Raw genomic sequence first — 22,947 nt, forward strand, 5'->3', positions numbered from 1 at the left:
GTTTGAAACCCTACGAAGATATTTCCAAGGACGATATGTTGCACTATCTGTCAGCCAACAATCGTATGTCTAACCAGTCTACTATTCAGAATATGTACATTCCCAGCGACCTTGACCGGGAATTTCCGCTGGCTCCACATTTCGTTCAGACATTCGGAAGCTACCCGAATTATCTTCATTTTAACGACGATTTTAAACCCTCTGCTCAGCAACTCCTGGATAGCCGGGGTTTTAAGCTTATCAATCATTCGACGCGGGTTTCTGATCAGGGGTGGCATGTCATTGAGCGGATTTATCAGCACGACGACGGCCTGGTACTCAAAGCGGAATTTGTAGGCGATCGCTTTTTTCGTCTGTACGGCTATTTCCGTGAAGAAACATCGGCAAAAAGTTTATTGGATGGTTTTCATGAACATAAATACGTTCACGAAGATAATCAGACGCACATTTATCTGATCCAGAGTGGTTTAGGTGGATTGCATACCGAGCGTGTCGAAATTCTGCCGCCCGAGATCGATCTTGAACTGCATTATAACGAGGATTTTCCGGCTGTTCATGAGCGGCTGGTAGGTCTGCTGGCACAGCCGAAAAGCAAGGGACTTGTTCTGCTTCATGGCGAGCCTGGAACCGGTAAAACAACGTACATCAAATACCTCAGTTCGTTGGTCAAGAAAGACATGCTGATTCTGCCGCCTTACATGACCAACTACCTGACCTCGCCTGAAATTATTCCGTTTTTGCTGGACAATAAAGAATCTGTACTGATTATCGAAGATGCCGAACGGATTCTGCAATCGCGCGAGGCTGGGGGAGACACTAACAGCGTATCAAACATCCTGAACCTCACCGATGGTCTCCTGGCCGATTGCATGCACATTCAGGTCATTGCGACATTCAACGCCAGCAAACACTTGTTAGACAAAGCTCTTTTGCGAAAAGGACGACTGATGGTCGACTATGCGTTCGGAAAATTGGCTCCAAACAAAGCCAATAACCTGCTTGCTCACCTTGGCGTGGACTTCCGCACCGATCAGCCCATGACCCTGGCTGACATTTTCAACCTCGACGAGCAAACGGTTTCAGGCGAACGCTTCGAAGTCAAAATGGGATTTTAAATGTGATGTCGGTTACTGATGACCGACATCACGCTTATACATTTAGTGTCCTTTTGGCTTTATGTAACGATTAACCGCCAATCCTTGCCCGTTTACGGCCGTCACCAGTACTTTGCCTGCGCTTTTGTCGGATAACAGAACAGATGTTCGGGCATCTCCTGTAACAAACAAACCACTTTCCCGGCTCGGTAGAGCACGAAATTGGCCATGACCATTGCCTAGAAGTACTAAACCAACAGAAGCGTCCTGCCGCCCCATATTGACTTCGTTTGGAAAAAAGTTGCCGGTTAGAACGACGTCCAGATTGCCATCTTTGTTAAAATCGTAAGGAACAATACCATAAATGGGCGACTCCTGGGCCAGGCGGGGAAGGGGCGTTATTCTGAACTGGCCGTTCCCCAGATTCTCAATATAGGCACTTTGCAGATAAGTCGCCTGGGCGTGATAGGCATCTTTTAACTCATCATCCGAAAGCAGATTAGCGAACGTAACCTGAGCATAATCGGCATAGTGCTGGTACTTGCGCCGGAATTGAATAACCTGCTGATTCAGTGCATCACGCGGAACGGCGGGGTAGGCCACTCCTTTAATAAAATAACCCATCAACGGATCGAACGTACCGTCGTTGTTAAAATCTTTCGCCACAATTTTGAGGGGTTCCTGTTCCGATGCCCGATATAACGTGTTCAGTCCTTCGTTGCCAGCAATGTAATCCAGATCGCCGTCGTTGTCGAAATCGCCCTGTGCCAGACTGTTCCACCAGCCGGTTGGCAGAGGGGTTGGGGCAAGGGGCATAGGGCGTAATGTGAACCCCTTCGCCCCCTGCCCCTTGCCCTCTCCCCCCTTCAATACCGTAATAGGCATCCATTCGCCAGCGAGGATAAGATCGGCCCACCCATCGTGGTCGGTGTCAGTCCAGAGAGCGCTGCAAACAAGTCCGGCTTTCAAAAGCCACGGGCAAACCTGAGCCGTTACGTCGGTAAACTTAGCAACGCCATTCGACTGGTCATTTCGGAGCAGATAGCTGCGGGCGGGCAGTGGGTATTTACCAGGAATCAAGCGGCCGCCGACGAACAAATCCAGATCGCCATCGTGATCAAAATCAGTGGCCACAACGCAGGAGCCACTGCCTGATACGTCGGGTAAGGTACTAGACGAAGCGGGGCTAAAATCACCGCGACTGTTATTAATGTATAATTGATCCTGATAAAACGCTTTATCGGAAGCTGATTGTTGGTATCCTCCACTCACTACGTATAAATCCAGGTCTTTGTCGCCGTCGGCATCAAAAAGTAAAGCAGCTGTATCGTCATGATCGGTATGAACAGGTAATGATTTTTGCGTAAATCCGCCCTGCGCCGTTCTTACCAGGAAACAGGCTTTACTGCCTCGATACGTACCGCCGACAAAACAATCCTCTAAACCATCGCCATTGATGTCGCCGGTTGCCAGCGCGAAGCCACTACGCGAAAGCATCTTATGCAGAGCTGCGGTTTGTTTAAAATCGACAAAATCGGACGATTGATGCTGAAAAGTCGGGGTAACCGGCAGGGGAACATTAGCGAATAACGGCTGAGTCGTTTTGGAAGTGGGTGTTACGTATGTGTCGTGAGCGTTTTGAGGGCGGAAGTGCAGTCGTTGATTGGCTTGGACGCGGTAACGAGTTTCGGTCTTACCACCCGGCCATTCAACCCGTAACGAATCAATTTGCTTTGACTTGCCCAGTCCAAAATGCAACACAGGTTCTACCGACGACTGAAAGCCCCGGACAACTGATAGTTCAGCATACTGCATTTGACCGCCTGCCCATACCGTCGCTTTCACACCAATACCCTGCCGGTTACCCTGCGCTCCATCGAATTGTATGGATACGTAATGATTCGGCGACTGTTCCTGGGTAGTATTCTGATAAATAAGGGCTTCGGAATCAAGGGTATTGACAACCAGGTCGAGGTCGCCGTCGTTATCCAGATCGGCGTAGGCGGCACCGTTGGAATAGGAGAGCGAGGCTAGTCCCCATTCCTGCGATACGTCGGTAAACGATACGTCGCCCGTATTGCGATACGCGTAGTTTGGCACCTGTACTTCCGGAACTTTCTTCATCAGTTCTTCGCGCTTATCCTTCTGAAATTCAGTCGTGCCGAAGCCTGAGAACTCTTCGGTGAATTGAATGAAATCGCGATCCGTTACGTCCCGGCGGTATCCATTCGTAATAAACAGGTCTTTACGACCATCGTTGTCATAATCACCAAAGAGTGCCGACCAGCTCCAGTCCGTTTTCGCAACGCCTGCCAGTAAGCCGATTTCGGAGAAACGGGGGATGGGAGCAGAGGGCAGAGGGGTAGGGGCAGAGGGGATAGGATGGGGGGATTGGTCGACTGCTTTACCCCTTGCCCCTAGCCCCATGCCCTCTGCCCCTAAATTGAGTTGCAGCGAGTTGCGCATGTACTGCATCTGATACCGGTACGGTTCGGCAATACTGAGTTCCTTGCGGTCGTAATCCTGCCCCGCGAGCATTTTTTTCTGGCGGGCGTTTTCTTCGGGCAGCATATCAAGCTGGAAAACGTCGGGTAGGCCGTCGTTGTTGAAATCTGCTACGTCGACCCCCATGCCATACAGGCTCGTGTGGGCGGTCGCCTGGCGAATGACATTGGTAAACGCTGGACCGTTGGTTGACCGTTTGCCATTATTTAGGTAGAGAATGTCACTACTGATGAAGTCGTTCGAGCAGTAAATGTCAGGATAGCCGTCTTTATTGAGATCGCTGATAGCCAGGCCCAAACCCAGTCCTTCATATACGATACCCGCCTGTTTAGAAATATCGGTGAACGTAGGATGTCCCTTAGGCCCATTGCCTTCGTTGCGATAAAGTTTTCCCGTGCTTGGATACGTACCGTCGTTGTAGGTCTGCCTGAGGATATTCGGGTTTTGGAGATCAGGAGCCGTATTGAGTAGATAAGCGTCTAAGTCGCCATCCAGATCATAATCGAAAAAAGCGGTTTGGGTTGTATAGGCATCGTCGGCCAGGCCGTATTCGGCAGCCATTTCCTTAAAAACCGGCTTCCCTTTTTTGAGCCCCTGATTAATGAACAACAGGTTTTTGGATTCAGTGAGACCAGGATGTTTGGCAGCACTCACGTAAATATCCAGCCAGCCATCACCGTTCAGATCGACCATGGAAACGCCGGTACACCAACGATTCGTGGAAACCCCGGCCGACTCGGTAATGTCGTCAAATTTCCAGCTGTGATTTGTAGAGTCGATCTGATTTAGATAGAGTCGGCAGCTTACCTGATTTCCGCCGAAGAAAACATCGGGTTTGCCGTCGTTGTTGACGTCGCCAACGCCAACGCCCCCCCCATTGTAAAAATTAGTGAACGTAAACGCATTGAGTTGGTCGGTTTGGGTAAGTGTGTTCGCGAAGGTTACGCCGGTTTGACTAGAAGGAAGTAAGTCAAAACGCTTGGCTTGTGGCTTATGACAGGCCGCAACCAGCAGGCTTAGACCAACGATGATCTTTTCATAAAACGAACCCAAACGAATCATGATAATGCTCCTGTTCTTTTACAACGTAAAAAGCGGAGGACAGCCGATAAATAATGCTGTCCCCCGCTACTACTAATCAATAGGTTGGTAATACTGAAAACTAATAGCCCGGATTCTGGTCAACTTGCTCAATTTTCGGGTTATTGTCCACTTCCGTCTGTGGAATAGGCAGTAGTTCGTGCTTACCTTTCTGGAAATAACTGAATGGCTCCGTTGTCAGCTTACCCGCCTTCCGCCAGCGCAGAATATCGCGGTTCCGAATCTCTTCGCCACTCAGTTCAACCCGCCGTTCGTGCACGATAGCCGCAAATACTTGATCTTTCGTGCTAACCGGATACGTTGCTGTTGGGTAAGCAGGCATGGCTACACTCTTGCGGGCGCGAACCTGATTTAGATACGTAACGGCCGATGCGGTATTGCCGAGTTCATTTTCGCATTCGGCCATGGCCAACAGTGTTTCGGCATAGCGCATAATCCGTTGGTTGATGCCCCCAGTCAGGAAAGACTGATCCGTTTTATACATCAGCGAAAACTTCCGCCAGCTAACTTTCAGGGTTTGCCCACCGACCGTCGATGAGTTGCCATTCTGAGCGGCATCCGTCAACGTATTTTTGTCGCTATTGTATTTGTCGCCCGTGAAGTAGAACGATTTAGCGTAACGAGGGTCGGTTTTGGCATCGCCTTTCGTCGTTTTTTCAAACTCGTTCAGCAGATTGTTAGACGGAATGATGTTCCGCCAGCCAATTGCTGAGTACTCCTGCGTACGTACGGTTTCAGTCCCCGCTGTAGCGCCGTTTCCGTCACCATCCCAGTTGTAATTACCACCCGATGGGAAGAAGTTAATTTCCCAGATCGACTCTTTGTTGAATTCAGTCTCTTCCAGAAAGTTATCCGTAAATTCATCGACTAGGCTGTAGGTACCCGACGAAATTATTTTCTGTAATTCTGTTTTAGCATTAGCATAATCAGCCTGTTGCAGATAAACCCGAGCCAGGAGCATTTGGGCTGCTCCTTTTGTTGCCCGACCCAGGTTGGCGGCCTCGTAGGTGGTCGGTAAGGCTTCCTGGGCGGCTTTCAGATCGGCAACGATAAAGTCGTATACCTCTTTTTCGGAGGAGCGGCCCAGCGATCCGTCTATCGACGTTACGTAATTTTTATAGAGCGGAACACCGCCCCACATCGTCACCAGATCGAAATAAGACCAGGCCCGTAGAAACCGGGCTTCGGCCAACAGGCGGTTTTTATCGCCAGCAGACAGATCACTGACCTTAGTCGACAAATCCAGAACGGAGTTCGCCCGATGGATCAGCCGGTAGTGACCATTCCAGACCGAGTTCATCACGCCATTACTGGAGTTATGGCTTCCCAACAATAATTGATTGCGGGGTGCTTCGAGTTGTCCTCCGCCCGATGCTACGTCGTCGCTACGTAGGTCGTGCAGAAAAAACCATTCCCGTGAGGTAAGCTGATTGGCCTTTGTCAGCGCATAAACGGCCGTAACGGCGCTGGTTAGCTCGGAGCCATTCTTATAAAAATTATCGACGGTAACGCCGTTTGGATTCGTTTTGTCCAGTATTTCTTCCTTACAGCCAGAAATCAGTCCCAGAAATAACGTTCCAGCGATTAAAATTCCTTTTTTCATTTGCTTGTTCTGTTAATAACGATGTCTGGAATGTTTTTAAAATCCGAAGTTCAAGCCCACCAGTAGCGTACGAGGCTGTGGATACTGACCATAATCGATGCCGTTGGTCAGTAGTTTACTTGTGTCGCCCGAATTACCGTTAACCCCAATTTCGGGGTCCAGACCCGTGTATTTTGTAAACGTCAGCAGGTTGGTGGCGGATACATAAATACGCAGTTTGTTCAGGGTATTTTTCGAGATCCGGTTCATCACTTCGGTTGGGATCGTATAGCCGATGCTCAGGTTTTTCACACGCATGTACGAACCGCTTTCGAGAAACCGGTCGGAAGTGTGCGTATTGCCATTTGGGTCACCGTTGATGGCCCGTGGTACGGTGGTATTGGTGTTGGTAGGTGTCCAGGCGTTCAATACGTCGGTTCCGGCGTTGAATAACCGAAGCATTCCCTGTTCAATAACCTTTGTTCCGTTGTAGATCTTATTCCCTTGTACACCCTGGAGATACACCGTCAGGTCGAAATTCTTATAGTTTGCGCCAAAATTGACACCGTAGCTAAATTTCGGGATGTAGCTGCCCAGATACGTCCGGTCACTGGAATTGATAACACCATCGCCGTTCAGATCTCTGAACCGAATGTCTCCGGGCGATGTGTTTTTCGCCGGATCATTATTCTCCCGCTTTTCGGCCCGGCTCTGTGCCGGAGCGCTATACACTTCGTCGAGCGATTGGAAAATACCAGCTACCTGGTAGCCATAGAACGATTGAATAGGTTGACCGGCTTCCGTCTTCGTAATGTCGTCTGGACCGAAATCCCCATTCGAGCCAGAATAAATGGTGGCGCTGGGCGTAGCGAGGCTCAGAATGCGATTTCGGGTAATGTCGATGTTACCTGATACGTTCCAGCGGAAGTCGCCCTGATTGTGGTTATAGCCCACCTGGAATTCATAGCCCCAGTTTTTCATGCTGCCGATGTTGGCCAGCGGTGCGGATGAATAACCGATCGAATTCGGGATCGGTACGTTCAGTAACAGCCCATCGGTCAGACGGTTATAAGCCTCGGCAGTAAACGTCAGTTTATTGCTGAACAGCCCCATGTCTATGCCTATGTTAGTCATTTTGGTGGTTTCCCACTTCAATTCGGTGTTGCCGAGGGCACTGAAATACGAACCCAACGCTTTTACACCACCGAAAATATAGTTCGTATTGTCGGCCTGCACCAGTGACTGCCAGGCATAGCTACCGATACCATTGAAGCCCGTTTCGCCATAACTGGCCCGGAGTTTCAGTTCCGAAATATCGGGTATCGATTTCATGAACGCTTCTTCACTGATACGCCAGCCAATCGACGCCGATGGGAACGTTCCCCATTTGTTGCCCGGTGCAAACCGCGACGAGCCATCCCGACGTACCGACGCGCTAATCAGATATCTGCCGCCGTAATCATAGTTCACCCGCGCTACGTATGAAATCAGGCTGCTTTCATCCAGATTACTCGTAACACCGGGGTTCGAAATTCCCTGCAGCACTTCAATGTCGTTATTCGGACGATAGCCTGTTGCGTTCACGTTGGAACTACGAAACGTCTGTTTCTCTGCCACCGCTGTTACGTTCAATGCATGCTTGCCAAACGTTTTGTCGAAGGTCAGCTGATTGGTAAGGATTGGTGAATAATACGAGGTCCGGTTGTCGTTTAACTGCATTTGCGTACGGCCCTTATATCCATCGTTATAGATTGGATAAACGTCATTTCCCCGCGCAGTAACGATGTCGGCGCCGAAACTGAAGCGGTACTTCAGAAAACTGGTTAGTTTGATCTCTGTATATAACGTACCGAGCAGTTTGAGTCGCTGCTGATAGCTTTGGTCCATGAGCGCAATCCGGACCGGGTTATCGGGGTCAGAACCATCGGCTGCTGTCGGAGAGCTATAGCCTCCCACTTTTGTCGGATCGGTAACCGGCCAGTAAGGCAGATTACGAATGGCTTGCATAACGGCCGTACGACCACCACCAAAACCTTGCTCTCCCCGGGTTTTGTCGTACGAAAGCATCAGCGTTTGCCCAAACGAAATGGCTTTGGTAATCTGATGATCGGAGTTCAGCCGAACGTTACCCCGCTTGTAATTCGTGCCGATCAGAATTCCTTCCTGATCAAAATAGCCTGCCGACGCAAAAAACCGTGATTTTTGGTTGCCGCCCGATACCGAAACCTGGTGTTGCTGAATCGGAGCCGTACGGAACATGACGTCCTGCCAATTGGTGTTGGTTTGGGCGAACGTCTGGGTAGCACCATTATAAATCGGCGTGTTCAGGTTTTTGAGTCGATCGGGTAGGGCAATGCCTGCATTTCCGTTCAGGGCCGTTGCATATTGAATATACTGATCTGTGTTCAGTAGATCCAGCTTTTTCCAGGCACTTTGCGTGCCTACATACGTATCAAAACTGACGTGGAGCTGCCCATCTTTAGTCCCCCGCTTGGTGGTGATGATAACGACCCCATTCGACGCCCGCGAACCATAGATAGCCGCTGAACTGGCATCTTTCAGTACTTCGAGCGATTCAATATCTTTCGGATCGAGGTTATTCAGATCACCCGATGGAATGCCGTCGATCACATAGAGCGGACCGGAGGCAAAGTTGATCGAGCCAACGCCCCGAATGCGCACGATCGGTGCCTGGCCGGGAGCGCCGTTGTTTACTACCCGGACACCCGGAACGCGACCCTGCAGCGCTGATTCAGCACTGATTACGGGTAGAGCCGTTAAATCTTTGGGAGTTACGGACGAAACGGCGCCTGTTACCGAAGCGCGTTTTTGCGTACCATAACCCACAACTACTACTTCTTCCAAGGCTCGTTCGTCGGTCTGTAACGTCACGTTCAGAAGACTGCGTCCACTCACGGGAACCTCCTGAGAAACGTAACCGACGAAGCTGAAAACCAGTACCGCATCTGAGTTGGCATTGATCGTATAATCGCCCTGGCCATTAGTCGTCGTTCCGCGCGACGTACCTTTAATGACAACACTAACGCCCGGTACGCCTTGCCCGTTTGCATCCGAAACTTTACCCCGAATATCAGCTAATGGACGCTCTGTTGACAAAACCGAATAACCAGTACGTTCCAGTTTGGCGATCGTCAGATCAGGGGAGGCTGATTCGCCGGTTGCCGGGGAGTCGAATCCTTTCGTTTCAATCTGATTGATTTTTCGGGAAAAGGGTTTTTCAGATTCCTTATCAGGGGCAATCACATAAAAATTGTTCTGAATTTTCTCGAACTTCAGCCCTGTGTCTGCCAGCAAGTTAGAAAGCGCATCCTCAACGGACCATTTCCGATGGGTAGTCAGGATCACTTTTGTATCGACCTGATCCGTCCGGTAAATGAACGACACCCGGTATTGCTTTTCCAGTTCAGTTAGCGCGGCTTTTAGCGTCAAAACGTTACGTTCCCTGGATTGTTGACCGGTATGGGTATGACTCACATTCGACGCCAGCAGTTGAGCCTGGACCGGTAGGGCTCCAGCCAGGATTACACTCATTAAAAAGAATAACAGTCGTTTCATATAGATTGGATTTACTCGATTAGTACGTGGTTATTTTTTTCGGTAATGGTTAAGTCAAAAAGACCAGAGAGGCCTTTAAGGATTGTAGCAGCATTTTTGCTGGGGATGGTGCCGGAAAATTTCTGCTTTATTAATTTTTGATCCCGGATTTCGACATCCAGACCATACGTATCGTGTAATAGCGTGGCGATTTCAGCCAGTGTCGTCCCATTGAAAACCAGCTTGTCCGTTCGCCAGGATGATTGTGCCTGTGCATCGACCGTTTTTTTATAGAAAACCCTGGCTTTCGTGTCCGCAAAAAACATTTCGCCGGGTTTCATTTCCAGTTGATTATCTGGATTATCGGCCACGCGCATCTGAATACGTCCTTCATTCAGCACAACTTTCGTCGCTGACTGCCGGGTGTAAACGTTAAAGCGGGTGCCGAGCACTTCTACGTTCATTCGTTCGGGCAGATGTACCCGGAATTGCTGATGATTTTTCGTATGAACGACTTCAAAAAAAGCTTCCCCTTCGACCCATACCTCGCGGGGCGAGTCGGTCGACCAGTGGTCAGCGTAGCGAATGGACGTATTGCCATTCATCGTTACGACGGAGTGATCGGGTAAACTTACACGCCGGATCTGACCATAATCGGTGTGCAGCGTAAGCAGTTGGGGTGTCGCGTTACGTTGATAAAACCACCAGCCGCCAGTTGCCAGCAAGAGTAAGCTAACCGTGGCAGCCGCCAGCCAATGCCAGCGTTGTCCCAGCCAATTTTCTTGAGGGTAGGATAGCTTGGGCTTTGTTGTTTTGCTGGCCTGAATCTTACCGAACAAGCGTTGAGCACTCTGCTGCTCAAGGGCGTCGAGAGGTTGCTGGCTGAAGTTATCCAGGTCGTTGTTCAGTACGTGCTGCAACTGACGCTGCCCCTCATCGGTCGCCAGATAAGTCAGCACCACACGGGCCTCTTCCGGTGTACACTGATTTCGTAAATAATTCTGTAGACGTTGTGAATCCATTAACCATCAGGAATAGTTGGCACTCTCCTGAATGAATACACGCAACCGGGAAGGAAGTATGATTGATCGAAGAAAAAAAATTAAAAAAGTAGCAAACACACGAAAGCAAACAAAGCACTTTCCAGATCAGCATGCTTTCCCAGATACGCTTTAATAAACTTGGTCGCCTGAGAGAATTGAAATTTAACCGTATTGACCGAGATGGATAGTTGCTGGGCGATCTGCTCGTTGTTTAATCCGCTGAACACCCGTAACCGGAAAATTTTCTCACGCTGAGGGGGGAGTTGTCTTAATCCCTGTTCCAGAATAGCACCGTACTCCTGAAGCTGATACGTATTTGACGTCGTATCTTCTCCAGCCAGTTCTTCGGTCCCGAAGGAGATGTATTCCCAGATAGCCGTGTGATGATCCCGTATGACGTTCATCACGTGGTTTTTCATGGCAATGGACAGAAAATTTTTGATGGAGTAGGCTTCGTTGAGTGCGTCGCGATGGTCCCAAAGTTTCAGGAAAATATCCTGAACGGCATCTTCGGCCAGGTCAGGATTCTTCAAAAATTTGAGGCCAATAGCATATAGATGTTTATAGTACCGGAAGAAAATTTCCTCAAAAGCTTTGTCATCCCCTGCTTTTATACGCCGGGAAAGCATCGTCTCCGATTCATGCTGTAAGGATGTAGGTAACCTTTGAATATGCATAAAAGAGGCAAAACGCTAATGGTGTATTATCTACACAATAAAGATACGATTATAAAGTAAATTACGCAATTTTTCTGATAATAATACAATTGTAAAATAAGCGCGCAGTAGAATGGGTTTATTTTTCAACAGGATTTACCGCACGGATAGCCAAACCAGCCGATGCTGCTCTTAACTACTGGTTATTTGGTTATGAGCGCCATGTGTAGGACCGGCAACGGCTGACCGGTGGAGTCCAGCGCTGAGCGGCTTACAGTCAGAAAACCGGCATGCTGATAGAACCCAACGGCCTGCTCATTCGCTTCGTTGACATCCACTTTCTTTACGCCCAACTGGTCAAGCGTATAATTCACCAGAATCTTCCCAATCCCTTTTCCGCGCACATCTGGATGGATGAATAGCATTTCGATTTTATCATCAGCAACGCCCATAAACCCAGCTATTTTTCCGTCTTTATTACGGACGCACGATAGATCAACCGCTCTTAGATACTCGTTTAAGATCAATGGCTTATAAAATTGAATGTCCTCTTCCCGAAGGAAATGGTGCGTTGCTCGTACAGATGCTTCCTAAACAGCCAGTACATCAGGGTACTCGGCCTCAGCAACTGTGTCAATCTGGTAGTCCATAACTTATCGCAGTCGGTTGGCCTTCCAGTTGCTCTTCTGCGTTGTTACCTGAATATTCTCACCATTCTGTTGCGTTCGACCTGCGTTTGGCCTGGTATTATTTAGCAGGTAAGCCGCTAAAACAGCTGCCAATTCGGATTCTGCTACGTCTGGTGCGGGCGTTAATTTATCCGGGGTAAAATACTTACTGACAAAACCCGTGTCGAACTGACCCGACCGAAAGGCGTCGTGCTCCATAACGAACCGGCAGAAAGGGAGGGTTGTCTGTACGCCCGAAATCTGGTACTCATCAATGGCGCGGATCATTTTCTGGATGGCCTCTTCCCGACTATCACCATACGTAATAAGCTTGGCAATCATCGGGTCGTAATAGATTGGAATGGCCATACCCTGCTCGAATCCATCGTCTACCCGAACGCCGTTACCCTGTGGGCGTACATACGTATCGAGCGTACCTACGTCGGGCAGGAAGTTGTTGGCTGGATCTTCGGCATAGACCCGTACTTCTACCGCGTGTCCCTTGATTTCGAGGTCTTCCTGCCTGATGGCTAACGGTTTTCCTTCGGCAATGTAGATCATCTGCTTCACCAGGTCTACACCCGTAATCTGTTCTGTAACGGGGTGCTCGACCTGAAGGCGGGTGTTCATTTCCAGAAAATAAAAGTCAAGCTTGTCGTTCACAATGAATTCGACCGTACCAGCACCATAATACCCACACGCCCGCGCTACGTCCACGGCCGCGCGGCCCATTGCGTCGCGAATTTCGGGGGTAAGAATAGCGGAGGGCGCTTCTTCAACGACTTTCTGATGCCGACGCTGCACCGAACATTCGCGCTCGAAAAGATGAATGATGTTGCCATGCTGATCACCCAACACCTGAATCTCGACGTGTCGGGGCGACGTAACGTATTTCTCAATAAAGACCGATCCATCACCAAAAGCCGACTGGGCTTCGCTGACAGCCCGATCCATTTGCTCGTCAAAATCAGCTTCGCTCTCAACGACACGCATCCCCTTACCACCCCCGCCCGCGCTGGCCTTGATAAGAATCGGGTAACCTATTTTCGCCGAAATAATTTTGGCTTCGCTACGGTCGGTAATGGCCGAAGGTGTGCCGGGCACCATCGGAATATTATAGGTAGCGACCGCGGCTTTAGCGGCCAGTTTGCTACCCATAACCTCAATACTCTCGGGCGAAGGGCCAATAAATAGTAAACCTGCTTCCCGCACTAACCGGGCAAAATTGGCATTCTCAGATAAAAACCCGTAACCGGGGTGGATCGCATCAACATTTAGCTGCTTACAGACATCAATAATTATGTCGGCACGCAAATATGATTCGGAGGAAGGTGCTGGACCAACGTACACGGCTTCGTCGGCATAGCGGACATGAAGTGCGTTACGATCCGCTTCGGAATAAATTGCTACAGTCTGAATACCCATTTCACGAGCCGTCCGCATGATTCGTAAGGCGATTTCCCCTCGATTGGCAACAAGTAATTTTTCTATTGTCATTGAGTAAGTATTTATAGGTAGTAAAGAGTCATTGGTAATAGGGTAGTTACCGGCCAGGTACTGGACGATAGCCAATAGTCATTACTAACTATAAATGACCCACTAATGACAATCGATTACCAATAATACGCTTTTGTTACAAAACGATTATCGAATTGAATTTTCTGATATGAGTTTGCGCTACCAAAAGTTAACCGTATTTTTGCACTTAGCATATAAAAAAACAGGGCTTTAGCCTGATAAACACCAATAAAAAGTGGATTTATTTGAGAAACTGCGTAACAACTTAGGCCCCATCGGTTCGCCAGCGCGGGAGTTCAACGGTCACCACTACTTCGCGTTCCCAAAACTCGAAGGTGAACTTGGACCGCATATGCGTTTTCGGGGTAAGGATGTTTTGAACTGGAGTCTGAACAATTACCTGGGATTAGCCAATCATCCTGACATTCGGAAGGCTGATGCCGATGCATCGGCACAATGGGGGCTAGCTTACCCAATGGGCGCGCGCATGATGTCGGGAAACAGTGATCTCCATGAACAGTTTGAGAAGGAACTAGCCCAGTTTGTTGGCAAAGAAGACTCCTTCCTGTTGAATTATGGTTATCAGGGCGTTATGTCGGCTATCGAGGCTGTCGTCGATCACCGCGACGTAATTGTTTATGACGCCGAGTGTCATGCCTGTTTGATCGACGGTATCCGGCTCCACAAAGCCAAGATGGGCGAATACTATAAGTTCAACCACAACGACATGGAAAGCCTGGAGAAAAACCTCCAGCGGGCCACTAAGAAAGCTGCCGAAAAGGGAGGCAGTATTCTGGTGATTACCGAGGGCGTGTTCGGAATGTCGGGGAAAGTGGGTAGCCTGGATCAAATTGTTGCGTTGAAAGAAAAATACGATTTCAGGTTATTAGTTGATGATGCGCACGGTTTCGGAACAATGGGCGAAACGGGTGCGGGTGTAGGCGAAATGCTGGGTTGCCAGAACGGAATCGATCTCTACTTTTCGACCTTTGCTAAGTCGATGGCGGCAATCGGAGCCTTTATTGCCGCTGATCATGACATCATCATGTACCTTAAGTATAACATGCGGTCGCAGACGTATGCGAAGGCACTTCCTATGCCTTACGTAGTGGGCGGGCTGAAACGTCTGGACATGATTCGTAATTCGTCGGAATTCCGCGATAAACTCTGGACGAATGTACGGGCGTTGCAGAATGGCCTACGCGAACGAGGTTTTGATATTGGTGATACGCAATCGCCGGTAACCCCAGTTTTCCTGCACGATCTGGAAGGTGGCGTTCCTGAAGTAGCGGCACTTACCATGGATTTGCGCGAAAACATGGGCGTGTTCTGTTCGATTGTTGTGTACCCGGTTGTGCCTAAAGGAACGATTATGTTACGTATCATTCCAACAGCTGCTCATTCTCTGGACGATGTGGAATACACGTTGAATGCTTTTTCGAAAATGGGTGAAAAAATCAAACAGGGCGCTTATCGGCAATTTGTGCCTCCAGTTAACGAAAAAACGCTGGAAGTATCTGCCGAAGCAGCCACTGAATAGGGTTTTGGTAAAAAAATAGGATTTTTTAGCTATTTTTTTGGCTTAGCTATTGCGCTGTATGATAGAATGACTAAATTTCAGTCGAAAACCGCGTTTTTAGCGGAATTTGGGCATTTTTCACACACTTTAACCCATACGTATCGCTATGGCACGCTTCGATGAAGTAAAGAATTTGGTTATGTCGCTGGAAGGAGATTTCGAGAAGTTCTACGAAAAAAACAACCAGGCAGCAGGTACCCGCGTTCGCAAAGGAATGCAGGATTTGAAAACATTGGCGCAAAACATCCGCTCGGAAGTTCAAAACGCCAAGAACACGGCTACCAAAGAGTAACCACGGTTATTTCGACCGAAATATAAACCTCCCTCGTCAGCACATAGGCCTAGCGAGGGAGGTTTTGTTTTGTAGGATCGCCTGGTTAAAATCTAAATAATTTTCTCCCGATGCATCAGCGTTGCTACGCCCCGGGTTGTTACTTTGCCAGTTTGCACATCCCGGATCTCACCCAGAATCTGAGCAATGTGTTTGGCCGAATCGATCGACTGAACGGTAAACGAAGCTTCGTAATCAGTGTCGACAAACATAGGGCGTAGAAATTCCAGCGTTTGTCCTAGATACACTGAGCCATACCCCGGAAATTCAGTACCGAGCACTTTTGTGAATACACTGGCACCGAGCATACCGTGAATAATCGGTCGCTTGAAAGGCGTTTGAGCCGCAAAGTCAGCATCGAGATGAAGCGGATTATTATCGCCTGTTACACGGGCAAAATCAGCTACGTCAGCCTGCGAAAAACGAAACGCATACCGATGAACGGCATTGGGAGCAAAGTCAGGAGTCATAACAAATGATGAATGATTGTGCAAAAGTCGTAAAGTTCTGAATACCCTTCTAAATCATTCATCATTTATCATTCCGCTGTATCTTCGCAGGTACTTATGCTGAAAAAACTGTTTTCGCTCGATACGGGGACGACGAAGCGCGTATTTGGGTTGGATGTGATGCGGGCCATTGCGATTCTGATTGTGGTCGATGCTCATGCAAGCGTTGCCTTAGGTAAATACTACAATGGGGCCTTCTGGCACCACCTGCTGCCCGATGGTGTTGAGTTGTTTTTCGTGCTGAGTGGCTTTCTGATTGGTGGTATCCTGATCCGGTCTTACGAGAAAAAAGGACGTTTCGACCGCGATCTGCTGCTGAATTTCTGGACTCGCCGGTGGTTTCGCACCCTGCCAAATTATTATCTCGTACTGGGTGGCCTGATTCTGTTTGCTTTAGTACGTTCCTGGCGAAGTGGCCTGTTGCCTGTTTTACCCGACGGGGGCGTACTGGCTAAATATTTCGTTTTCATTCAAAACTTCGCCAGTCCGACTCCCGGTTTTTTCCCCGAAACGTGGAGCCTGGCCATCGAAGAGTGGTCGTACATTACGTTGCCCTTACTGCTGTGGATTATGCATACGTTATTGTCGGCGCAATGGTCGCGCCAACGTATCGTTTTGCTAACCATTCTCTCGATTATTATCGGGACAAATCTGTATCGACTCTTCATTGCGATCCAGATTCCTATTGCCGAGGGAGAGTTAGAGTTTCGTGGAATTGTGCTGACGCGACTGGATGCCATTTCTTACGGTGTGCTGGGAGCCTATGTCAGACACTATTTTCCGGCGTACTGGACCAATGAATCGCTACGGCGTCGGCTATTTATTCTAGGGCTGATCCTGACAGTACTGACGGCCCTTTCTGCCTCAATTCTAATGCTGGGGTTTTACGCCAATGCCGGGATCATACCTGCTTACACGTTTTATAAGCGTACCATTTACTTTCTGGTCATTGGCTTGAGCATGACTCTCTGGTTGCCGTTTATGGACGGTTGGCGAACAGCTCCTGATAGCCTGGTACGTTCCGGTATTGCCCGGGCCATTACGCATATTAGCCTGATTTCTTATTCAATGTATCTGCTCAATCTGACTCCGATCATGATCAACTTTATTGAGCGGATACCAACCACGTCATCGACCATTGGCTGGGCCAAAGTGGGGCTATTCTGGGTACTGGTACTCATCCTGTCGACTCTTCTCTATAAGTTTTTCGAGAAACCCGTTACCGAACTTCGCGAGCGACTTTCGGCCAAAGAACCGACTCAGCTGATTGAGCAGCGCGCAGAGGGCAAAAGCCAAAGAGTGTAGATATAATACCCTCTGCCCCATGCCCTCACCCCTCTGCTAATTAGCTTGAATGATCGCTGATGATGACCCAGCGTTTGTTGATCTTACGCCAGAGTAATGTGAAATGCCCGTCGGCATCGCCAATCTTTGGGCGGGTCAGGTGAAAGCGCCCAATGACGTACGCAACATCGGACGAGAGGAAATCTAATTGCAGAATATCGAACTTAAGTGTGCCCATCGATTCCCGATCAGGATAGCGTTTCCTGTAATTAGCAAGCGTAGCCTGATATCCATACGTAATACCGGCTTTCCCAACGAACGTCAAAGAGTCAGATGGCCAGTAGCCGTTCATAAATTTATCGACCCGGCCTGTGTTCCAGTCTTCTGTCTGACGTTTCAAAAGCTGAAGAATAGCCCGGCGATCCTGAGCCGTCTGGCTTAAGGCAGGCCAGGTTAGTTGTGTGAGGAGAAAAAGCGTAAGAAGGTGTTTCATGAATCCATGTTTGGCTAAAAATATGTAACGTATGTAGTGTCCTGACTAAATTTGGTAACTCATACGTATTTTACCGTTATTGACAGACTATTGTTTCAGATCCTAATCCTATGAGATTACAAAATAAAGTGGCTGTCATCACCGGAGCAGCTCGGGGCATCGGTCGGGGAGCGGCCGAACTCTTTTGTCGAGAAGGTGCTACAGTAATTATCTGGGACGTACTGGATGAAGGGGAAAACACGGTCCAAACGTTGCGTGATCAGGGTTTTCGCTGTGAATTTAACCATGTTAGCACGACCGATGTCCCTGGTATCGAGGCCGCAGCTCGTGATGTATATGACCGCTACGGTCGAATCGATATTTTGGTCAACAATGCCGGGATTACGCGCGACAAAACCCTGTTAAAAATGTCGTTTGATGAGTGGCAACAGGTGATTGACGTGAATCTGACGGGTGTTTTTAACTGCACAAAAGTTGTTGCCCCATACATGGTCGAACAGCGGTACGGACGTATCATCTGTACATCGTCGATCAACGGGGTACATGGCGCATTCGGGCAGACCAATTACGCGGCTGCTAAAGCTGGCATTATTGGCATGGTCCGTTCGTGGGCGAAGGAGTTGGGACCCAAAGGCATAACGGCGAATGTGGTAGCGCCTGGATTTATTCAAACCGCCATGACCGATGCTATGCCTGACGAGGTACGTAACCAGGCGGTGGCTACGATTCCAGTGCGACGTATTGGCAAACCCGAAGATATTGCTTTCGCATACCTGTTTCTGGCGTCCGATGAAGCTTCGTTCGTAAATGGGCACGTATTAGCCGTGAATGGCGGACAGGCGCTATAAACTGATCCACTCAAACCGACTATCTTTACAAACGCAACTCCCGTCGGCGATTCATGAAAAAGGTTCGAAGATTTTATAACGAGTATAAGCCTTATATCTTCTCAGATGGCTGGTACTACGTTTTTATTGTTGTGTTTATTCTTCTCTTATTTATTTTCTTTTCCTGAGTGGCTACCCGTTCGGCCGTTCTGGCCATTGTCAACCCGCTTTCCGGCACTACGTCTGCCCAGCAAAAAAAAGTGCTTCAGGAGGCCTTCGTGCGCCGAGCTGAGGCACTCCATTATGCGCCACATGTTGTTCAGACAACCCATCCCGGACACGCTACAGAAATAGCTGCTGAAGCGGTTGCTCAGGGTGTTACCCGCGTACTAGCTATCGGGGGCGACGGCACCATTAATGAAACCGCGCAGGCTCTCCGACGATCTTCGACGGCTTTGGGTATTGTGCCCATTGGGTCGGGCAACGGGCTGGCTCGTCATCTCGGCATTCCACTAAATCCGATGCAAGCCATTGAACGGGCTTTGAGCGGTCGACCAGTCGTAATTGACAGCGGTGAAATAAATGAACACCCTTTTTTCTGCACGGCTGGGCTGGGCTTTGAAGCCTACGTAGCGCATGAATTTGCCAAACAGTCTGTTCGTGGATTACCGACTTATGTTCGTACGGCGTTTCGGGCATTCTGGGGGTACAAACCCCAGCGGTTTCGGCTTGATGGACAGGAGAAAGAATTATTCTCGTTAACGTTCGCCAATGCGGGCCAATTTGGTAACAATGCCTGGATGGCGCCGACCGCCAACATTGCCGACGGTCGATTGGAACAGTGTGAAATTCGTCCGTTTCCGGCGCAGGCAGCGGGTATGTTGACCTGGCGATTATTCAATAAAACCCTGAATCAGTCCGCTTACTGGCGAGGCCACTCCATTACTAAAGCGTCTGTGCAGACAAATGGCCCCTTATTGATTCATGTAGACGGCGAACCCGTTACGTTAGCCACTAACCAGGTTGACGTACGGGTGTTGCCGGGAAGTTTGCTGGTTCTTTTATAAAGATATCTTATGCCTGCTGCTAAACGTAAAGTCGTTGTTACGTTCGATACGTATCTGAGTATTCTTGCTGTTGTATCGAGCTTTTGCGCCATCGGTATTACGTTCTACCAGGCTTATTTACAACGCACCCAACAGTACGCGTCCGTGATGCCAGTGCTGGATTTATACCACACAGGCCGCTTTGACGATAATACATCCGGGTCAGCCATGACAGTGTCTAATTTTGGTCTTGGACCAGCCTTTATTGATAGCGTACAGTATTACTATAGGAAAAAACGCTACGATAATATGTACAACCTGACGAGAGATGCGCTGGCTGAAGAACACGTAGCGGATTCTTCGTTGGTTATTAGCGATTTGTGGCGGGATAAAGTTATTCCTCAGGATGAGAAGATCTACCTCTACAAGACATCTGACCGACACGCGGCTGAGCAGCTCCATCAAAGCGCAGGCAATATGGACATAGTGATTTATTACCGGTCAGTTTATAACGAACGTTGGGTAATGGATTCCCGTAATTTTAAACAAGGCCGGAACCGGAAATTGGATTAAGAATTTAATTACGCCGTCAGCAATCAGATTAAACCATTGACATTAATAAGAGTAGGTGCACAACGTAACGCCGTAAGCCCGATATTTGCCCCTCCAAAACTATCCTGATGGCGGGCGTTTTGCGTCCGGCGTCTTCTGTCTGATGTCTCAAAAAGTAGTTCTTGCCTTTAGTGGAGGTCTGGATACCTCCTTCTGCGTTAAATATTTGTCGGAAGACCGGGGTATGGATGTATACTCGGTACTAGTCGATACGGGTGGCTTCTCCGATGCCGAACTCAAAGCCATTGAAGAACGGGCTTATTCGCTGGGTGTTAAGTCGCACAAGACGATTTCCAAAACAGATGATTATTACCAGCAATGCCTGAAGTTTCTGGTGTTTGGGAACGTACTGAAAAACAATACGTATCCGCTCAGCGTGAGCGCCGAACGGATTTTCCAGGCGATTGCTGCAGCCGAATATGCTCGTGAAATTGGTGCGTCGGCCATTGCTCACGGTAGTACGGGTGCGGGTAACGATCAGGTTCGGTTCGATATGGCGTTTCGGATTATCGCCCCTGACGCCGAGATCATTACGCCGATTCGGGACCTGCGTCTGTCGCGGGAAGCCGAGATTGAATACCTCAAGGCGAAAGGTGTCGATCAGGAATGGCATAAAGCTGCTTACTCGATTAACAAAGGCTTGTGGGGTACGTCGGTAGGCGGTAAGGAAACATTAACCTCCGACCAATTTTTGCCTGAATCAGCCTGGCCCACGCAAATCACGAAGACTGAGCCAGAAACCATTACCCTGACGTTCGTACATGGTGAAATTAAGGCCGTTGGTGATGAGAAATTCGCGAATCCAGTAGATGCCATCCGTAAGTTAACCGAACTGGCCGGCCCGTTTGGGATTGGCCGTGATATTCACGTTGGCGACACAATCATCGGCATCAAAGGCCGCGTTGGCTTTGAGGCTCCGGCTCCGCTGATTCTGATTAAATCGCACCATACGCTCGAAAAACACGTATTGGGTAAGTGGCAACTGTACTGGAAAGAGCAACTGGCTAACTGGTATGGTACGATGCTCCACGAAGGGCAATTCATGGACCCCATTATGCGGAATATCGAAACCTTCCTGGCCGACACGCAGGCGCATGTTTCGGGGAAGGTACACGTACTGATGGCACCGTATCGCTTTCAGGTACAAGGCATTGAATCGGAGCATGATCTGATGTCGTCTGCTTTCGGTTCGTATGGCGAAATGAACAATGCCTGGACTGGCGACGACGTACGGGGCTTCTCGAAAGTAGCGTCTAACCAGGTTATGATTTACGAGAAAATCAATAATCAATAAGTAGTGATCGGTAAGCCGAGAAAATACTGCGCTCCCCGTAGCATTGCGTATCCGTTGCAACTGCTCGACGTAGCCGTGGATCACTATGCAAAAGGGAGCTATAGTCAGCGTGATTTCGGTTTGCCAGACAACGATGCCCCCACCATACTTTTGATGACATCGGGGCATTTGGGCGATGCACTGGTCTTGACGTATACGTTTCCGTTGATCCGGGCGCGTTATCCGAATGCCCAGCTCGATATACTGGCTGGTTCGTGGTGCGATCCGATCTGGAAGGATAACCCGTACATTCGGCGGGTTATCCACCTCAACCACGTAACGACCAATCGTCGGCCCATTTCCAGATGGGCGAAGTGGAGCGAGTTTTTTCAAACCACTCAATCCGCTATAAAGACGCTACGTAATACGGTGTATGATTACTCAGTGGATATCCGATTCTCTGATTCACCGATGCATTTTGTGCTGCCGTATCTGAGAGTCAAGCGTAAAATAGGCTACGGTACGCGCGGTTTCGGGGGGTTGTTGGACAACGAGTTTTTTATGCCCGACGAGGAAACGCATACGTTCGATCTGATTCTTCAGGTGTTAAAACCGATGGGCGTTGAGGCAGATCTGCGAACGATTAAGCCTCATTTTTTTCATCCAGCCGTATCGTCAATCCAATTATGGTCTAAGTTGAACAGGACTGTTCCGGCTCAAAAACCGATCCTGATCTGTCCAGAATCGGGCGCTGATATCCGAATGTTATCTGTTGATTATTGGGCTCAATTAGCTACCCGACTTTTAGCGGAAAGTACAAATCTGCTGATATTTATTGGTCAAAAAACGTTCACAACTGATTTGTACGAGCGCGTTCTGGCCATGAATTTGTCAGAGGCTGATCGGCTGGTACCCGCTGTAGGGACGTTAACGATTCAGGATATAGCGAGTTTGAGCGAGCAGGCAGAAGCCGCTTTTACCCTCGATTCGCTGCCGATGCACTTGTGTTGCTTGGGCTGCCCGACGGTGTCTTTTCAGAAGAACGGATTAGGGATTCAGTTTTTTCCGATTGCCAATTACCCAACGCTGGTAGTTCACAACCATCAATTAAGTCGGGAACTGACCTTGGACCGGCCCGGTTTTGACAGTGAATACGTTTCGACCTTCGATATAGCTGTGCTTGATCGGGCTGTTCAGTGGTTTCAAAAATTATAAAATAGTTATGTCACCGAGATACGTAGAGACGTACAAAAAGTATTAGTAAAACCTTC

Annotated in this window: 18 protein-coding genes; 9 read left to right on the forward strand and 9 right to left on the reverse strand. The window is 48.9% G+C overall.

Features of this window, described 5'->3' with window-relative positions:
- The first annotated feature begins 35 nt into the window (after positions 1-35).
- Entirely contained in the window at positions 36-1,115 is a 1,080-nt protein-coding gene (locus tag IC230_RS05565; RefSeq protein WP_191038602.1) for an AAA family ATPase, read from the forward strand.
- Positions 1,116-1,157: 42 nt separating this feature from the next.
- On the opposite strand, the gene IC230_RS05570 is transcribed toward IC230_RS05565, so the two are convergent.
- The 7 genes from IC230_RS05570 to accC all read right to left on the reverse strand — a co-directional run bounded on the left by IC230_RS05570 (position 1,158) and on the right by accC (position 13,701).
- Positions 1,158-4,661: a VCBS repeat-containing protein gene (locus IC230_RS05570; protein ID WP_191037996.1), complete on the reverse strand. Its 3,504-nt coding sequence runs from the start codon at positions 4,659-4,661 to the stop codon at positions 1,158-1,160.
- A 100-nt stretch (positions 4,662-4,761) separates the two neighbouring features.
- Entirely contained in the window at positions 4,762-6,303 is a 1,542-nt protein-coding gene (locus tag IC230_RS05575) for a RagB/SusD family nutrient uptake outer membrane protein (RefSeq protein ID WP_191037997.1), read from the reverse strand.
- Between the two features lie 36 nt (positions 6,304-6,339).
- Positions 6,340-9,858 (reverse strand): SusC/RagA family TonB-linked outer membrane protein, encoded by a 3,519-nt coding sequence (locus IC230_RS05580; protein ID WP_191037998.1) that lies wholly within the window; start codon positions 9,856-9,858, stop codon positions 6,340-6,342.
- Between the two features lie 11 nt (positions 9,859-9,869).
- On the reverse strand, positions 9,870-10,859 hold the full coding sequence (locus IC230_RS05585) for a FecR family protein (protein WP_191037999.1): 990 nt from the start codon (positions 10,857-10,859) through the stop codon (positions 9,870-9,872).
- A gap of 80 nt (positions 10,860-10,939) precedes the next feature.
- On the reverse strand, positions 10,940-11,557 hold the full coding sequence (locus tag IC230_RS05590; protein ID WP_191038000.1) for an RNA polymerase sigma-70 factor: 618 nt from the start codon (positions 11,555-11,557) through the stop codon (positions 10,940-10,942).
- A 182-nt stretch (positions 11,558-11,739) separates the two neighbouring features.
- Positions 11,740-12,063: a GNAT family N-acetyltransferase gene (locus IC230_RS05595; protein ID WP_223860348.1), complete on the reverse strand. Its 324-nt coding sequence runs from the start codon at positions 12,061-12,063 to the stop codon at positions 11,740-11,742.
- Positions 12,064-12,189: 126 nt separating this feature from the next.
- Positions 12,190-13,701, reverse strand: a complete 1,512-nt coding sequence (gene accC / locus IC230_RS05600; protein ID WP_191038001.1) for an acetyl-CoA carboxylase biotin carboxylase subunit — start codon at positions 13,699-13,701, stop codon at positions 12,190-12,192.
- Positions 13,702-13,957: 256 nt separating this feature from the next.
- On the opposite strand from accC, the gene IC230_RS05605 reads away from it, so the two are divergent.
- Together IC230_RS05605 and IC230_RS05610 are read left to right on the forward strand one after the other, a co-directional pair.
- A complete protein-coding gene (locus IC230_RS05605; RefSeq protein ID WP_191038002.1) occupies positions 13,958-15,262 on the forward strand; it encodes an aminotransferase class I/II-fold pyridoxal phosphate-dependent enzyme in 1,305 nt (434 codons plus the stop codon).
- A 145-nt stretch (positions 15,263-15,407) separates the two neighbouring features.
- The gene (locus IC230_RS05610; protein WP_191038003.1) at positions 15,408-15,593 is read left to right on the forward strand and encodes a histone H1; all 186 of its coding nucleotides are present in this window, start codon (positions 15,408-15,410) and stop codon (positions 15,591-15,593) included.
- 92 nt (positions 15,594-15,685) lie between these two features.
- Here the strand turns inward: IC230_RS05610 and IC230_RS05615 are convergent, their stop codons facing one another.
- Positions 15,686-16,102, reverse strand: a complete 417-nt coding sequence (locus IC230_RS05615) for a MaoC family dehydratase (protein ID WP_191038004.1) — start codon at positions 16,100-16,102, stop codon at positions 15,686-15,688.
- 96 nt (positions 16,103-16,198) lie between these two features.
- On the opposite strand from IC230_RS05615, the gene IC230_RS05620 reads away from it, so the two are divergent.
- Positions 16,199-17,446: an acyltransferase family protein gene (locus tag IC230_RS05620; RefSeq protein ID WP_191038005.1), complete on the forward strand. Its 1,248-nt coding sequence runs from the start codon at positions 16,199-16,201 to the stop codon at positions 17,444-17,446.
- A 40-nt stretch (positions 17,447-17,486) separates the two neighbouring features.
- Here the strand turns inward: IC230_RS05620 and IC230_RS05625 are convergent, their stop codons facing one another.
- Positions 17,487-17,918, reverse strand: a complete 432-nt coding sequence (locus IC230_RS05625; protein WP_191038006.1) for a YybH family protein — start codon at positions 17,916-17,918, stop codon at positions 17,487-17,489.
- 110 nt (positions 17,919-18,028) lie between these two features.
- Here IC230_RS05625 and fabG point away from each other — a divergent pair, with 110 nt between their 5' ends.
- From fabG to IC230_RS05650, 5 genes are all read left to right on the forward strand, one after another.
- Positions 18,029-18,766 carry a 3-oxoacyl-ACP reductase FabG gene (gene fabG / locus IC230_RS05630; RefSeq protein ID WP_191038007.1) on the forward strand — a complete coding sequence of 246 codons (738 nt, stop codon included), beginning with the start codon at positions 18,029-18,031 and terminating at the stop codon, positions 18,764-18,766.
- Between the two features lie 167 nt (positions 18,767-18,933).
- On the forward strand, positions 18,934-19,812 hold the full coding sequence (locus IC230_RS05635; RefSeq protein WP_191038008.1) for a diacylglycerol/lipid kinase family protein: 879 nt from the start codon (positions 18,934-18,936) through the stop codon (positions 19,810-19,812).
- Between the two features lie 9 nt (positions 19,813-19,821).
- Entirely contained in the window at positions 19,822-20,364 is a 543-nt protein-coding gene (locus tag IC230_RS05640; protein WP_191038009.1) for a hypothetical protein, read from the forward strand.
- A gap of 142 nt (positions 20,365-20,506) precedes the next feature.
- Positions 20,507-21,697, forward strand: coding sequence for an argininosuccinate synthase (locus IC230_RS05645; protein WP_191038010.1), 1,191 nt, complete (start codon positions 20,507-20,509; stop codon positions 21,695-21,697).
- 3 nt (positions 21,698-21,700) lie between these two features.
- A complete protein-coding gene (locus tag IC230_RS05650) occupies positions 21,701-22,891 on the forward strand; it encodes a glycosyltransferase family 9 protein (protein WP_191038011.1) in 1,191 nt (396 codons plus the stop codon).
- Positions 22,892-22,947 lie beyond the last annotated feature (56 nt).

It is taken from the genome of Spirosoma validum (genome assembly GCF_014699035.1).
GTDB classification, from domain to species: Bacteria; Bacteroidota; Bacteroidia; order Cytophagales; family Spirosomataceae; genus Spirosoma; species Spirosoma validum.